The 13,919-nt window shown below is 66.5% G+C and carries 14 protein-coding genes; 3 read left to right on the forward strand and 11 right to left on the reverse strand.

Going from position 1 to position 13,919, the window contains the following annotated elements; all coding sequences use genetic code 11:
* The 4 genes from tatC to dtd all read right to left on the reverse strand — a co-directional run.
* The coding region (tatC, locus tag AAF184_14875) for a twin-arginine translocase subunit TatC (GenBank protein MEO0423619.1) at nucleotides 1–808 on the reverse strand (808 nt) is incomplete at its 3' end.
* Nucleotides 792–1,163, reverse strand: coding sequence for a Sec-independent protein translocase protein TatB (gene tatB, locus AAF184_14880; GenBank protein MEO0423620.1), 372 nt, complete (start codon nucleotides 1,161–1,163; stop codon nucleotides 792–794). The genes tatC and tatB, both read right to left, overlap by 17 nt.
* Before the next feature lie 61 nt (nucleotides 1,164–1,224).
* Nucleotides 1,225–1,488, reverse strand: a complete 264-nt coding sequence (tatA, locus tag AAF184_14885; GenBank protein MEO0423621.1) for a twin-arginine translocase TatA/TatE family subunit — start codon at nucleotides 1,486–1,488, stop codon at nucleotides 1,225–1,227.
* Nucleotides 1,489–1,540: 52 nt separating this feature from the next.
* Nucleotides 1,541–2,002, reverse strand: coding sequence for a D-aminoacyl-tRNA deacylase (dtd, locus tag AAF184_14890; GenBank protein ID MEO0423622.1), 462 nt, complete (start codon nucleotides 2,000–2,002; stop codon nucleotides 1,541–1,543).
* Between the two features lie 59 nt (nucleotides 2,003–2,061).
* On the opposite strand from dtd, the gene dctP reads away from it, so the two are divergent.
* The 3 genes from dctP (at nucleotide 2,062) to AAF184_14905 (ending at nucleotide 4,741) form a co-directional block, all read left to right on the forward strand.
* Nucleotides 2,062–3,168, forward strand: a complete 1,107-nt coding sequence (gene dctP, locus AAF184_14895; GenBank protein MEO0423623.1) for a TRAP transporter substrate-binding protein DctP — start codon at nucleotides 2,062–2,064, stop codon at nucleotides 3,166–3,168.
* Nucleotides 3,161–3,757, forward strand: a complete 597-nt coding sequence (locus tag AAF184_14900; GenBank protein ID MEO0423624.1) for a hypothetical protein — start codon at nucleotides 3,161–3,163, stop codon at nucleotides 3,755–3,757. The genes dctP and AAF184_14900 overlap by 8 nt, the downstream gene beginning before the upstream one ends.
* Nucleotides 3,758–3,913: 156 nt before the next feature.
* Entirely contained in the window at nucleotides 3,914–4,741 is an 828-nt protein-coding gene (locus AAF184_14905; protein MEO0423625.1) for an ATP-binding cassette domain-containing protein, read from the forward strand.
* Here AAF184_14905 and AAF184_14910 read toward each other — a convergent pair.
* From AAF184_14910 to AAF184_14940, 7 genes are all read right to left on the reverse strand, one after another.
* Nucleotides 4,732–6,105, reverse strand: a complete 1,374-nt coding sequence (locus AAF184_14910) for a TRAP transporter large permease subunit (protein ID MEO0423626.1) — start codon at nucleotides 6,103–6,105, stop codon at nucleotides 4,732–4,734. The two genes, AAF184_14905 and AAF184_14910, sit on opposite strands and share 10 nt — an antisense overlap.
* A 33-nt stretch (nucleotides 6,106–6,138) precedes the next feature.
* Nucleotides 6,139–6,738, reverse strand: a complete 600-nt coding sequence (locus tag AAF184_14915) for a TRAP transporter small permease subunit (GenBank protein MEO0423627.1) — start codon at nucleotides 6,736–6,738, stop codon at nucleotides 6,139–6,141.
* Nucleotides 6,735–8,201, reverse strand: coding sequence for a TrkH family potassium uptake protein (locus AAF184_14920; GenBank protein ID MEO0423628.1), 1,467 nt, complete (start codon nucleotides 8,199–8,201; stop codon nucleotides 6,735–6,737). Before AAF184_14920 ends, AAF184_14915 begins: the two co-directional genes overlap by 4 nt.
* A 16-nt stretch (nucleotides 8,202–8,217) precedes the next feature.
* On the reverse strand, nucleotides 8,218–9,594 hold the full coding sequence (gene trkA / locus AAF184_14925; GenBank protein ID MEO0423629.1) for a Trk system potassium transporter TrkA: 1,377 nt from the start codon (nucleotides 9,592–9,594) through the stop codon (nucleotides 8,218–8,220).
* 40 nt (nucleotides 9,595–9,634) lie between these two features.
* Nucleotides 9,635–11,809, reverse strand: coding sequence for a DNA helicase II (gene uvrD / locus AAF184_14930; GenBank protein ID MEO0423630.1), 2,175 nt, complete (start codon nucleotides 11,807–11,809; stop codon nucleotides 9,635–9,637).
* Nucleotides 11,810–11,905: 96 nt separating this feature from the next.
* A complete protein-coding gene (gene cyoE / locus AAF184_14935) occupies nucleotides 11,906–12,814 on the reverse strand; it encodes a heme o synthase (protein ID MEO0423631.1) in 909 nt (302 codons plus the stop codon).
* Between the two features lie 14 nt (nucleotides 12,815–12,828).
* On the reverse strand, nucleotides 12,829–13,914 hold the full coding sequence (locus AAF184_14940) for a COX15/CtaA family protein (GenBank protein MEO0423632.1): 1,086 nt from the start codon (nucleotides 13,912–13,914) through the stop codon (nucleotides 12,829–12,831).
* Nucleotides 13,915–13,919 lie beyond the last annotated feature (5 nt).

Raw genomic sequence — 13,919 nt, forward strand, 5'->3', positions numbered from 1 at the left:
CAGCCTCGCGCACGCCGGGCACCATGCGTGCCGAGAGGAAGATGCCCGCCTCGTAGAGCAGGTACATCGGCACGGCGAGCAGGGTTTGGGAGATCACATCAGGCGGTGTCAGCAGCATGCCGATCACGAAGGCGCCGACAAAGATGTAGGCCCGCCATTGCTTGAGCTGCGAGGGCATGACCAGCCCCACGGACACCAGCAACACCGTCGCCACGGGCACCTCGAAGGCGAGACCGAAGGCGAAGAAGATCGCCAGCACGAAGTCGAGATAGGCATTGATATCGGTCATCACCGAAACGCCTTCGGGGGCGACGGCGTTGAAGAACCCGAACATCAAGGGGAAGACCGCGAAGTAAGCGAAGGCGACGCCCGAGTAGAAGAGCAACGTGCTCGACACCATCAGCGGCATCACCAGGCGTCGCTCCTGGCTGTAGAGGCCAGGCGCCACGAATGCCCACAACTGGTACAGCACCACCGGCATCGCCAGGAACAGGGCGACGAAGAGGGTGAGTTTGAAGGGCGTGAGGAACGGTGATGCCACCTGGGTGGCGATCATGCTCGTGCCTTCGGGCAGGTGCACGAGGAGCGGTTGGGCCAGGATCGTGAAGAGCTTGCCGCTGAAGGGCGCCAGGGGCAGGAACAGCGCGAGCACGGCGATCACCGCCCACAGGATGCGGTTGCGCAGTTCTACCAGGTGGGAGATCAACGAGGAGGCAGGCTCCAGCTCTGCGCCCGGCCCCACCTGATCGCGCTGAGCCTTCTCGCCGCTCGCCTCGGCGGCCTTGGCGTCGTCAGCCTTTGGCGACATCGGCCGGGCCTGCGCTATCGCTGGTGCTGTCGGGCGGCTCGTTCGCCTCGGCACTCTCGCTCGAGGTGGCCGTGCTCTGCGTCGATGCTCTCACGGAGTCTTCCACCGACTTGAGCCCATCGCGAAATTGCTGATCGCTCTCGCGCATCTTCGCTTCGCTCTCTTCCTTGAAGCGCCGGATCTCCTCGAGGGCGAGCTCGCGCTCGATCTCGTTGTTCATGCGGGTGACGGCGCGGCGCGCCTGCCCCACCCAGCGACCGACGAAACGGGCCACCTTCGGCAGCCGCTCCGGGCCGAGCACGAGCAAGCCGAGGGTGAAGATCACCAGCATTTCGAACAGGCCAGCGTCGAACATGGCGGACTCTACCGTCAGCGGTTAGTCGAATAAGGAGAGGAGGCGCTCGCGACGCCTGAACTCAGCGGGGCTCGCTGGGCTGCTTCTCAGCTTCCTGCGTGGACGCTTCGCTGGCCAGGGGCGGGTCTGCCTCGAGCTTCGGGGCCGCCTCCGCATCCTTCTTCGCGTCGCCGTCGCCGTCGTCTTCGTTCATGGCCTTACGAAAGCCCTTCAAGGCGCCGCCGAGGTCGCCGCCGATGCTCCGCAGTCTGCCCGTCCCGAAGATCACCACGACGATGCCGAGGACGATGAGAAGCTGCCAGATGCTGATGCCGCCGAGTCCCATGGATCCTCCGGGGGAAAGGGAGTCTGAAGTTAAGGGCGCGGAGTATACCAGCTCAAATGCGACGCTCCGTTGACACGACCCTCAAGGAAAAGGTCACCGGGCCATCATTCACGAGCGACACCTGCATATCCGCACCAAACTTGCCGCTTGCGACCGCGCCTTGGTGCTTATCCCGTGCCTGGTCAAGGAGATACACGAACAACGCTTCGCCCTCGGCGGGCGGCGCCGCCGGCGTGAAGCTCGGCCGCGTACCGCTGTTGGTGTCGGCCGCAAGGGTGAACTGAGGCACCAGCAGCAGGCCACCGCCTAGCTGGGTGAGGCTGCGGTTCATACGCCCCTGCTCGTCGGCGAACACGCGGTAGCCAAGCAGTCGCTCGAGCAGGCGGTCGGCCTGGGCCTGGGCGTCACCGCGCTCGACGCCCACCAGCACCAGCAGGCCCGCCTCGATCTCACCGATGCGCTCCCCGTCCACGTCGACGGCGGCGCGACTTACGCGCTGAAGCAGGCCAATCAATGCAATCTTCCCCGCCCTTTGGTCCAATACCGGGCCATCACACCGCATGGAAGGTTCCGATGCAAAGACGCGACTTCATCAGTGCGCTGGCCGGCGGCGCCGCTGCGGCGGGCCTGGCGGCGTGCGCTGACAGCCCCCAGGAGTCGGGCGCCCCCGCCGTCATCACCCAGAAGAAATACCGGTGGAAGATGGTCACCACTTGGCCGCCCAACCTGCCCGGCCTCGCCACCGGCGGCGCCAACTTCGTGGCCAAGGCCATCGAGCAGATGAGCGGCGGGCGCATCGAGGTCAGCATCTACGGCGGCGGCGAACTGGTGCCCCCCTTCGAGGTGTTCGACGCGGTCTCCAGCGGCACGGCAGAGCTCGGCCACGGCGCCGCCTACTACTGGAAGGACAAATCCGAAGCCGCACAGCTGTTCACCTGCGTGCCCTTCGGCATGAACCCCCAGGAGATGAACGCCTGGCTCTACTTCGGCGACGGCCTCGAGCTCTGGCGCGAGCTCTACGCCCCCTTCGATGTGGTGCCACACCCCGCCGGCAACACGGGCGTGCAGGCTGGTGGCTGGTTCAACCGCGAGATCAATTCCGTCAACGACCTCAAGGGATTGAAGATGCGCATGCCGGGCCTCGGCGGTGAGGTACTACGCCGCGCCGGCGGTGTGCCCGTGAGCCTGCCCGGTGGCGAGATCTTCACGGCCCTGCAGACAGGCAGCATCGACGCCACCGAATGGGTGAGCCCCTACAACGACCTCGCCTTCGGCCTGCACAACGCCGCCAAGTACTACTACTACCCAGGCTGGCATGAGCCCGGTCCCACCCTGGAGTGCATCGTCAATCGCCAGGTGTGGGAGGAGCTGCCGGCAGACCTGCAGGCGATCGTCCAGGTGGCCTCGCAAGCGGCCAACACGCAGATGCTCTCCGAGTACACGGCCTTCAATGGCCCGGCCCTGGCCGCCTTGAAGGACGAGCACGGCATCGACGTACGCCCCTACCCCGATGACGTCATCGACCGCATGCGCACCCTCTCGCGCGAAGTGCTCGAAGACCTGGCTAGCAGCGACGATGACTTCGGCCGCATCTACCGCTCCTACGCCGCCTTCCAGGGCCACGCGGCCAGCTGGATAGACATCTCCGAACAGGCCTACGTGGCCTCCCGCGATGGCTGAGCGCAGGGCGCGGGTGGATATGCTGGTGGCGACCCTGGCGATCGCTGTCAGTCTAGCGGCCCTGTTTGTGTCCGTGCTCGAGGTGAACGTGATGCGCGCGGAGGTGCGTCTCATGCGCGCCCAGGAGCGCGCCGCCGTATGGCCGTACCTCGACCTCGGCATCAGCTACGACAGCGACGGCTTCTCCATCGAGGTGGCGAACAAAGGCGTTGGGCCCGCTCTGATCAAGCACGTGGCCGTGACCGACGCTCGAGGCCAGGGCTTCACGGGGTGGCCCAGCATCCTCGACGCCCTCTTGCCCGCGAACCACGGCCTCACCTGGTCGAACTACCTCACCTCCGGGCTCGCCGGCACGGTGCTCTCGCCGCAGGAGGAGGTGCGCGCGTTTCGCTTTCCCGCCAACGGCGCCAACAACGCCGGCGGCTGGACGGACACGGCCCAAACCCTCGCCAGCGGCATGGAAGGGCTGACCTGGCAGGTGTGCTATTGCTCGGTGCTGGATGACTGCTGGATCCGCCGCCGCGCAGAGGAACCGCAGCCCACCGCCGCCGCCTGTGCCGAGGTCACCCAGACGGCCTTCGAAAACTAGGCCCCCCCCAAGACCGATTGAGTTAAATCGAAGGCTGCGCTTGGGGTGCAAAGGCGCAACTCCGTAGAACTACGTAGTTGAGTGCGATCGCCCGCCGCGCGATCATGCGCTTTCGCTGGGGCAACCCCGGCGCTAGCGCAACAGGCGGGCGACAGCTTGAACAGTGCCGAGAGTTCACCGCAGGCGGAGGGGCACGACACCCTCATCGACATCGTCAATGCCACCGTGTGGCGAGGCGATAACTGCGTGTTCAATAACCTCACGCTGAGCGTCCCCCTTGGCGAGAGCGCTGTCGTGCTCGGCCCCAACGGCGCCGGCAAGAGCACCCTGCTGAAGCTCCTCACCCGCGAGGTGTACCCCACCGTGAAGGCCAGCAGCCACGTGCACGTGCTCGGTCAGTCGCGCTGGGTGGTGCACGAGCTGCGGCGCCAGCTCGGCATCGTCTCGCCCGACCTGCAGGCGAACTTCCTGCCCGAGACCACCGGTCGCAGCGTCGTGCTGTCGGGCTTCGCGGCCAGCATCGGCACCCACGGCATCAACTACCGCTTCACGCCCGAGCAGCTGCATCAGACTGATTCCACATTGGAACGGCTCGGCCTCGCCGAGCTGCAGCACACGCGCTTCGCCGACCTGTCGACGGGCCAGCAGCGGCGCCTGCTCCTGGCCCGCGCCTTGGTGCACGAACCGCGGGCGTTGGTGCTGGACGAGCCCTGCACGGGCCTGGATCTCGCCGGCATCATCTCCCTGCAGCACACGCTGAACGACCTGCTGCGCGACGGCGTCTCCATCGTGCTGGTGACCCATCAGGTGAGTGAGATCCCACCGGCGATCGATCGGGTGGTGTTGCTGCAGGCCGGTGCCATCGTCGCCGATGGCTCGAAACACGACGTGCTCACCGGCCCCAACCTAAGCGCCCTGTACGGTACGCCGATCGACGTGCACGGCATCGGCGGGCACTTCGTCGCCCTGCCCCATCAGCCGTAGATCAACTCCGGCAGCCAGGTCGCAAGGCCTGGGAACACGGCCAGAATCCCGAGCAGCAGAAGCTGCAGCATCACGAAGGGCAGCACGCCGCGGTAGATCTGCTCGGTCTGCACGCTCGCGGGCGCCACCCCGCGCAGGTAAAACAGGGCGAAGCCGAAGGGCGGCGTCAGGAAGCTCGTCTGCAGATTCAAGGCGATCATCACACCGAGCCACACGGGGTCTACGCCCATCGCCAGCAGCACCGGCCCCACGATCGGCACCACCACGAAGGTGATCTCGATGAAGTCGAGGACGAAGCCGAGCACGAACATCAGCAGCATGACGGCGACCAGCGCCCCCACCGTCCCCCCGGGCAGATCCGCCAGCAGCTCGCGCACCAGTTCATCGCCGCCGAAGCCGCGGAACACCAGCGAGAAGATCGAGGCACCTATCAAAATCAAAAACACCATGCTGGAGACGCGGGCGGTCGATCGCACCACCTCACGCAGCGTGGCCAGCGAGAGTTCGCGGCGAAGCAGAGCGAGCACCAGGGCACCTACCGCGCCTACGGCCGCCGCTTCCGTCGGCGTCGCGATCCCCGCCATGATCGACCCGAGCACGGCCACGATCAGCAGCAAGGGCGGCAGCAGCACGAAGAGCACGCGAAGGACCAGCGGCCGTCCATCGTCTGCGTCGCCCTCTGCTCGCCCAGGGGGCATGCTCGCCGGGCGCACCACCGTCAGCACCAGCAGCCAAGCCGCGTAGAGCCCCACCAGGAGCAAGCCGGGGATCAGGGCACCCAGGAACAGGTCGCCCACAGAGACGGACTCGGGCGAGAAGATGCCCATGTCCCGTTGCGCCTGGGCGTAGGCGGTGGAGAGCACATCGCCCAGCAGCACGAGCACGATTGACGGTGGGATGATCTGGCCGAGGGTGCCGGAGGCGCAGATCGTGCCCGTCGCCACCTCCGCGCTGTAACCGCGCTTGAGCATGGTGGGCAGGGCCAGCAAACCCATGGTCACTACGGTGGCACCGACGATGCCCGTGCTCGCCGCCAGCAACATGCCCACCAACGTGACCGCGAGGCCAAGGCCACCGCGCAGGCCACCGAAGCAATCCGAAAGGGTGCCGAGAAGGTCCTCCGCGATGCGGGCGCGCTCGAGCATCACCCCCATGAACACGAACAGGGGCACGGCGACGAGAATCTCGCTGCTCATCACGCCGCCGAAGATGCGGTTGGGCGTGGCGCCGAGGAAGGTGGGGTCGAAGGTGCCCGTGAGCGTGCCGATCAAGGCGAACACGAGGGCCGTGCCCGCCAGCGAGAAGGCCACGGGGAAGCCAGCCAGGAGCACCAGCACCACGACGGCGAAGAGCGCTATGGCCATGCGCTTACCTCGTCATAGTCGTACGGCGCGGCGTCACGACTGCACATGGGACGCTTGCGCGGGCGCTGCGCGCGGGCGTTCGAGGGGGCGGCCTTGCAGCGTCGCCACCGCCCGCAGGGCCATCGCCAGACCCTGCAGAATGACCAGGATCGCCATCAGCACGAGGGCGCTCTTGGCCAGGGGCACGAAGGGAAACGGCAGGCCATCAGTGGCCCGCGAACTCTCCTGGCGCACCCACGAGGCCACCGCGTAGGGCCACGTACTCCACAGGAGGAAGCCGGCGACGGGCAGCAGCAGGGTGAGCACACCTGACAGGTCGACCAGGGCCCGTTGGCGCTCGCTCATGCGACGGTAGAACAGATCCACGCGCACGTGCTCATCGAGCTGCAGCGTGTAGGCGGCCGCGAGGAGGAACACCAGCCCGTGCATCCAGGTGGATAGCTCCTGCATCCAGATGCGGCCGAACTCGAACTGATAGCGCAGCACCACCACCACGAAGGTGAGCAGCACCATCGCCAGCGTGCACCAGGCCACCAGCTGGCCGACGCCCGCGCACAGTCCCTCGATCGCGCGCACCGCGCGGGCCAGCAGGTCCGAGCGGCGCGTCGCCGACGCCTCGTCCATCTCGTTCATCGCCTCCAGAAGGTGGGCGTGAGTAGGACCAGCAGTGTAAAGATCTCGAGCCGCCCGAGCAGCATCGCCCCCACGGAGATCCACTTCGCCGCATCGGGTACCGTCGCGAAGTTCCCGGCCACCTCGCCGAGGCCGGGGCCGAGGTTGTTCAGCGTGGCCGCCACGGCGCCGAAGGCGGAGAGGGGGTCGAGGCCCGTCACCATCATCATCAACAGGAAGCTACCGAAGACCACCAGGTAGACGGAGAAGAAGCCCCACACGGACTCGACCACGCGCAGGGGCACGGCGCGGTTACCGAGCTTCACGGGCACCTCCGAGTGGGGATGGACGAGGCGGAAGACCTCGCGCATGCCCTGCTTGTAGATGAGCACCCAGCGCACCACCTTCATACCGCCGGCGGTGGACCCGGCGCAGCCACCGATGAAGCTCGCCAACACCAGCAACACCGGTAGGGCGCCTGGCCATGCGGTGTAGTTGTCCGTGGCGAAGCCGGTGGTGGTCGCTATCGACACGGCGTGGAAGACCGCCTGGATCACCGACTCGGTGTTGGACGCGTAGTACTCGGTGACGGCCAGGTAGACGATGCAGATCAGCGACAGCACCACCAGGAATCCGAAGTAGTAACGAAACTCCGGATCGCGCACGTAGGCGCTCAGCTGGCCACCGCTGCGCACGGCGGCGAAGTGCAGGGAGAAGTTCACGCCCGCGAGGAACATGAAGACGATGCCCAGCACCTCGACCACCGGGTTATCGAACCAGCCAAAGCTCGCATCGTGGGTGGAGAAGCCACCGATGGCGACCGTCGAGAAGCTGTGCCCCACCGCGTCGAAGACATCCATGCCCGCCGACCAGTAGCCCAGGAAGCAGGCCAGGGTCATCCCGAGGTAGACCAGCCAAAGGTACTTGGCTGTCTCCGTGATGCGAGGCGTGAGCTTGCTGTCCTTCATCGGCCCGGGCGTCTCCGCCCGGTACAGCTGCATCCCGCCCACGCCGAGCATCGGCAGCACGGCCACCGCCAACACGATGATCCCCATGCCGCCGAGCCACTGCAGCTGCTGGCGGTAGTAGAGCACCGACGGCGCCTGGGCTTCGATGTTGGTCAGCACCGTGGCACCGGTGGTGGTGAGCCCCGACATGGACTCGAACACGGCGTCCGGCAGGCTCATCACGGGTGTGACCAGCAATAGCAGGGGTATCGCACCGAACAGGCCGAGGACGATCCAGAAGCCCGCCACCACCACGAAGCCGTCGCGCAGGCGCAGATTCTCGCGCTGGGCGGCCGACAGGCGCCGCACGGGCACGTACATGAGCAAGCCCGACAACGCCGTGAGGCCTAGGGCGCGCGCGAACCCGATCGCATTGCCGTCGTGGTAGACCACTGCGATGAGAGCTGGGGGCAACATGGTGATGCTGAAGAGCATCAGCAGCACCCCGAGAATCCACTGGACGACGCGTGTGTTCATGCCGGCGGAAGGTCGCTCACACGAAGGTCACACCCACTTGGAACAGCTTCTCCACTGCCGCCGCCTTAGCTCGGTCGGTGAGGAAGATGATGACGTGGTCATCGGCTTCGATCACCGTATCGTGGTGCGCCATCAGCACCTCATCGCCGCGCACGAGGGCCGCGATGCGCGCGCCCTGGGGCAAGCGAATCTCCTCGATGCGCCGGCCGACCACGCGGGAGTTCTCCCGATCGCCGTGGGCGATGGCCTCGATCGCCTCCGCCGCGCCACGGCGCAGGGCGTGGACCTTCACCACGTCGCCGCGACGCACGTAGCGCAGGAGCGAACCGATGGTGATCTGCTGTGGCGAGAGGGCCACATCGATGGAACTCGCCTCGACCAGATCCACGTACGCGGGCCGGTTGATCAGGGCCATCACCTTGTTGGCGCCCATGCGCTTGGCCAGCATGGAGGAGAGGATGTTGGCCTCCTCCGCGTTGGTCACGGCGGCGAAGATGTCCGCGCTGTCGATGTTCTCCTCGAGCAGCAACTCGCGGTCGGCCGCGTCGCCCGCGAGTACGATGGTGCGCTCGAGCTTCTCGGAGATTTCCCGGGCGCGGTCACGGTTGCGCTCGATCAGCTTTACCTGGTTGGTGCGCTCGAGCTTCTTCGCCAAACGGAAACCGATGTTGCCACCGCCCGCGATGAAGACCCGGCGCACGGGGCTATCGAGCTTGCGCATCTCGCCCATGACCACGCGAATGTCCTTGCGCGCGGCGATGAAGAACACCTCATCGCCCTCTTCCACAATGGTGTCACCCTCGGGCGGGATGCTCTCTCCCTTGCGGTAGATGGCGGCGACGCGCGTTTCCACATCGGGGATGTGGCTCGGCAGTTCCTTCAGCGGCAGCCCCGTGAGCAGACCATCCGCGTGGGCGCGGGCGCCGACCAGACGCACGCGTCCATCGGCGAAGTCCAGCACCTGCAGGGCCCCGGGGTAGCGGATGAGCTGTTCGATGTATTCGGTGACCAGCTGCTCGGGACTGATGCGCACGTCCACAGGCAGGGCCTCGGGGCCGAACAGGCGTTCTTCCACCATGTAGGAGTTGGCGCGGATGCGAGCGATCTTGGTGGGGGTACGAAACATCGAGAAGGCGATCTGACAGGCGATCATGTTGGTTTCATCGCTGTCGGTCAGGGCGATCACCATGTCGGCATCCTGGGCGCCCGCCTTGTCCAGGATCGAGGGGTGAGCGGCGTGGCCGTGCACCGTGCGGATGTCCAGGCGGTCCTGAAGCTCCTGAAGGGTGTCGGCGTTGGTGTCGACCACGGTGATGTCGTTGGTCTGCTCCTGCGCCAGGTGGCGCGCCGCCGTCGTGCCCACCTGGCCGGCACCGAGAACGATGATCTTCATGCCCTGACCCTGCCGCGCATCGATCGTGTCGGCTCGGTGCTCAGCCGAGCACTTCCAGGTTCGCGTATGCCATCACCAACCACTTGGTTCCTGCCTGCTCGAAATTGACCTGAAGGCGGGCGTGAGGCCCGTCACCCTCGAAGTTCAGTACCACACCCTCGCCGAACTTGCCGTGACGTACGCGCTGTCCCAGCCGAACCCCGGGCGTATCGTCCGCCAGGCGGGCCGGCGCGGGCCGACCGTAGGGCCGTGAGGCCTGGAAGGGGCGCGCCACGCGCACCCGCGGTCGCACCTCCTCGATCAGCTCGCGCGGGATCTCGCGCAGGAACTGGCTGGGCGCCGCGCGGTGCTCGGCGCCGTGCAGCCGACGCGATTCCGCGTGGGTCAGGTAGAGCTCCTGCATGGCGCGGGTCATGCCCACGTAGCAGAGCCGTCGCTCCTCCTCCAAGCCGTCCACGTCTTCCATCGAACGCTTGTGGGGGAACAGGCCCGCCTCCAGGCCGACCATGAACACCAGTGGGAACTCCAGGCCCTTCGCCGTGTGCAGGGTCATCAACTGCACGCAATCATCCCATTCGCTGGCCTGCTCGCCACCGGACTCCAGAGCGGCGTGCACCAGAAACGCCTCGAGGGGCGGCAGTTCGTCCTGTTCGTCGGGCGAGAAGCCCTGGGCGGCGGTCACCAGTTCGTCGAGGTTCTCGATGCGCTGCTCGCCGCGCTCACCCTTCTCCTGGCGGTAGTGCTCCACCAGGCCGCTGGCGCGGATCACCACGTCCACCTGTTCGTGCAGGTCGAGATCGGTGACCTGATGGGCGAGTTGCTCGATCAGGGTCATGAACTCGCGCAGGGCGCGGGCGATACGCGCCGAGAGTCCGTCTTCGAGCAGCGCCAGGCAGGCTTGCCAGAGACTCGTGTCATCCTTGCGAGCGCGCTCTCGGATCACCTCCATGCTGCGGGCGCCGATGCCACGCGTCGGCAGGTTCACCACGCGCTCGAAGGACGGGTCGTCACCGCGGTTGTTGACCAGGCGCAGATAGGCCAGGGCGTCCTTGATCTCCTGGCGATCGAAGAAGCGCAGGCCGCCGTACACCCGGTAGGGCATGCCGGCGTTCATGAGGCCTTCTTCAAACACGCGCGACTGGGCGTTCGAGCGGTACAGCACCGCCACCTCCTGGCGCTGCCCACCCTGCTCGTGCCAGGTGCGGATGCGGTTGATCACGAACTCCACTTCGTCGCGATCGTTGAAGGCGCAGTACAGGCGCAACATGGCGCCGTCGCCCGAGTCGGTCCAGAGGTTTTTGCCAAGGCGCGAGTTGTTGTGGCTGATGAGCCCGTTGGCCGCCGAGAGGATGTTGCCGGAGGAGCGGTAGTTCTGCTCCAGGCGGAACACCTCAGCGGTGGGGAAGTCGCGCGAGTAGTTCTGGATGTGCTCCACGCGCGCGCCGCGCCAGCGGTAGATGGACTGATCGTCATCCCCCACCACGAAGGGCATGGCGCCCTTGCCGCACAGCATGCGCAGCCAGGCGTACTGGATGGCGTTGGTGTCCTGGAACTCATCGACCAGCACACTCGCGAAGCGTTCCTGGTAGTGGCCAAGCACCTGATCGTTATCGCGCAGCAGCTCGTGAGCGCGCAGGAGCAGCTCGGCGAAGTCGACCACATTGCCGCGCGCACAGGCCAGCTCGTACTGGGTGTAGACATCGCGCATGGTCTGGCGAATATCGTCGCCCTCCACGCTCAAGTGTTGAGGGCGCTGGCCGTCGTCCTTGCACTTGTTGATGAACCACCGCACATCTCGCGGCGCCCAGCGCGAATCCTCCAGGCCCATCTCGCGCAGGGTGCGCTTGATCAGGCGCAGCTGATCGTCGGCGTCGAGGATCTGAAAGTCGGCCTTGAGCTGCGCCTCCGCCGCGTGGCGACGCAAGAGACGGTGCGCGAGGCTGTGGAAGGTGCCGATCCAAAACGGCCCGGAGGGTTCGCCGAGCATGGACTCGATGCGCCCACGCATCTCCGCCGCCGCCTTGTTGGTAAACGTTACGGCGAGGAGGTGGTAGGTGGGGACGTTCTCCACCTGCACCAACCAAGAGACGCGATGGGTGAGCACGCGCGTCTTGCCGCTGCCGGCGCCGGCCAGCACCAGGGCTGGCTGCATGGGCGCCGTGACCGCCGCGCGCTGCGCGTCGTTCAGGGAGTCGATGATGGAGGTGACGTCCATGGCCTCGCCGCTTAGGTTCCTATGCGCGTCCGCGCGCTTGCGGTTGCCGATCCCCCATCATCGCACAGCGCGCATAGACGCGCGGCTCCCTTTTCTCTAGGCGATGGCGAGCATGGCGTAGTGATCCACCAGCAGCAGACCGAACAGCAAGGACAGATAGCTGATCGAATACTTGAAGGTCTGCATGGGCAAGGCCCGACGCTCCGGCTGGCGGTACATGGTCCACGCCAAGCGCATGAACTGAGCGTTCAATAGGAGCGAACCGACGAGGTAGGCCGGCCCGCTCATGCCTGTGAGGTAGGGCAGCAGGGTCACCAGGATCAGGAGGATCGTGTAGTAGAGCACGTGCAGGCGGGTGAAGGCCTCGCCGTGGGTCACCGGCAACATCGGGATGTCCACCTTGGCGTACTCCTCGCGCCTAGCGATGGCGAGGGCCCAGAAGTGCGGGGGCGTCCAGATGAAGATGATCAGGAACAGGACCAGCGCGTGGGCGTGGACCTCACCGGTCACCGCCGCCCAGCCGAGGATCGGCGGGGCTGCGCCCGCGGCGCCGCCGATGACGATGTTCTGCGGCGTCGCGCGCTTCAACCACACGGTGTAGATCACCGCGTAGCCGATCAGGCTGGCGAAGGTGAGCACGGCCGTTAGGGTGTTCACGCCGATGGTCAGGATCAGCATCGAGGCGATGCCGAGACTGATCGCGAAGGTGAGCGCCTGACGTTCGTTCAGGGAGCCGGTGGGTAGCGGGCGACGTTCCGTGCGCGCCATCAAGGCGTCGATACGGCTGTCGAGCACGTGGTTGAGCGCCGCCGCGCAGCTCGCGGCAAGGGCGATGCCGAGGTTGCCGAGGATCAGGGGCTTCCAACCGATCAGGCCCGGCGTGGAGAGCAGCATGCCCACGAACGCGGTGAACACGATGAGGAACACCACCCGCGGCTTGCACAGCTCGTAGTAGTCGGCGAGTCGCAGCGTCGAGCGGTCCTGAGACGCTGCGCTGTCGATCATGTCGCTCTGTGGCCTCATGACATCGCTCCTCTACCGGCCAGGGCACCCATCGATGGTAACTCCTCCATCGCTTTCACCCGTTCGCTCACCAACGCCGGTACGCGGGCGCGCCAGGTGTAATGGGCGAGCGACACCACGCTCAAAAAGAGCAATGCCGCCGTGAGGTTGTGGCCCACGGCAAGCCCCAAGGGCAGCATCTTCAGCACGATGACTATCCCTAGGGAGAGCTGCGCTGCCAGGACCGCCAGGGTTACTGCAGCACTCGCCCGCACGGCGCCCGCGCGGCCGCGCAGGAGCGCAAACAACGCGATACCGCCCACGGTCAACAACGTGAGCACGGCGCCGATACGGTGCGCCAGGTGGATCGCCGTGCGCGCCGGCCCGTCCAGCACGCCGCCTTCGTAGTTGACCCCGAGGCCCCGCCAGAGCACGAAGCCCTCGCCGAAGTCCGCCTCGGGCCACCATTGGGCCTGGCAGGTCGGGAAGTCCGGGCACGCCATGGCGGCGTAGTTGGTGCTGGTCCAGCCGCCGAGGGCGATCTGCATGAACACCACCGCCACGGCGACCAGCGACAGCGTGCGCAGCGCGGGCGCCAGCGCCACAGAACCGCCGGCGGCTCGCGCGACCGGGGCGCTACGCAGGGCTAGCAGCCATAGCAAGACGAGCGTGCTCATGCCACCGAGCAGGTGCCCCATCACCACCACGGGCTTCAGCAACAGGGTCACCGTGAGCATGCCGAGGATGCCCTGGGCGATCACTAGCCCCACCAGCGCGAGGGGCAGGATGAGCGGCTGCTGCGGATCGCGGCGACGGCGCGCCACCGCCATGCCGGCGAGCGTGACCACGAGCAGACCTAAGGTGGATGCCAGGTAGCGGTGGATCATCTCGCGCCAGGCCTTGCCCTGCTCGACGGGTCGCTCGGGGAACGCAGCGTTCGCTTGCGCCACCTCGTGCTCCGCGGTCGGCACACCGATAAGGCCGTAGCAGCCAGGCCAGTCCGGGCAGCCCAGCCCCGCATCCGTAAGACGCACCCACGCGCCCAGCACCACCACGAGCAGCGCTAGGGCGGCGGCCAATTGGCTCAAACGATGGAACAACATAGGAG

The sequence above is a fragment of the Pseudomonadota bacterium genome (assembly GCA_039815145.1).
In the GTDB taxonomy this organism is placed as follows: Bacteria; Pseudomonadota; Gammaproteobacteria; order Steroidobacterales; family JBCBZW01; genus JBCBZW01.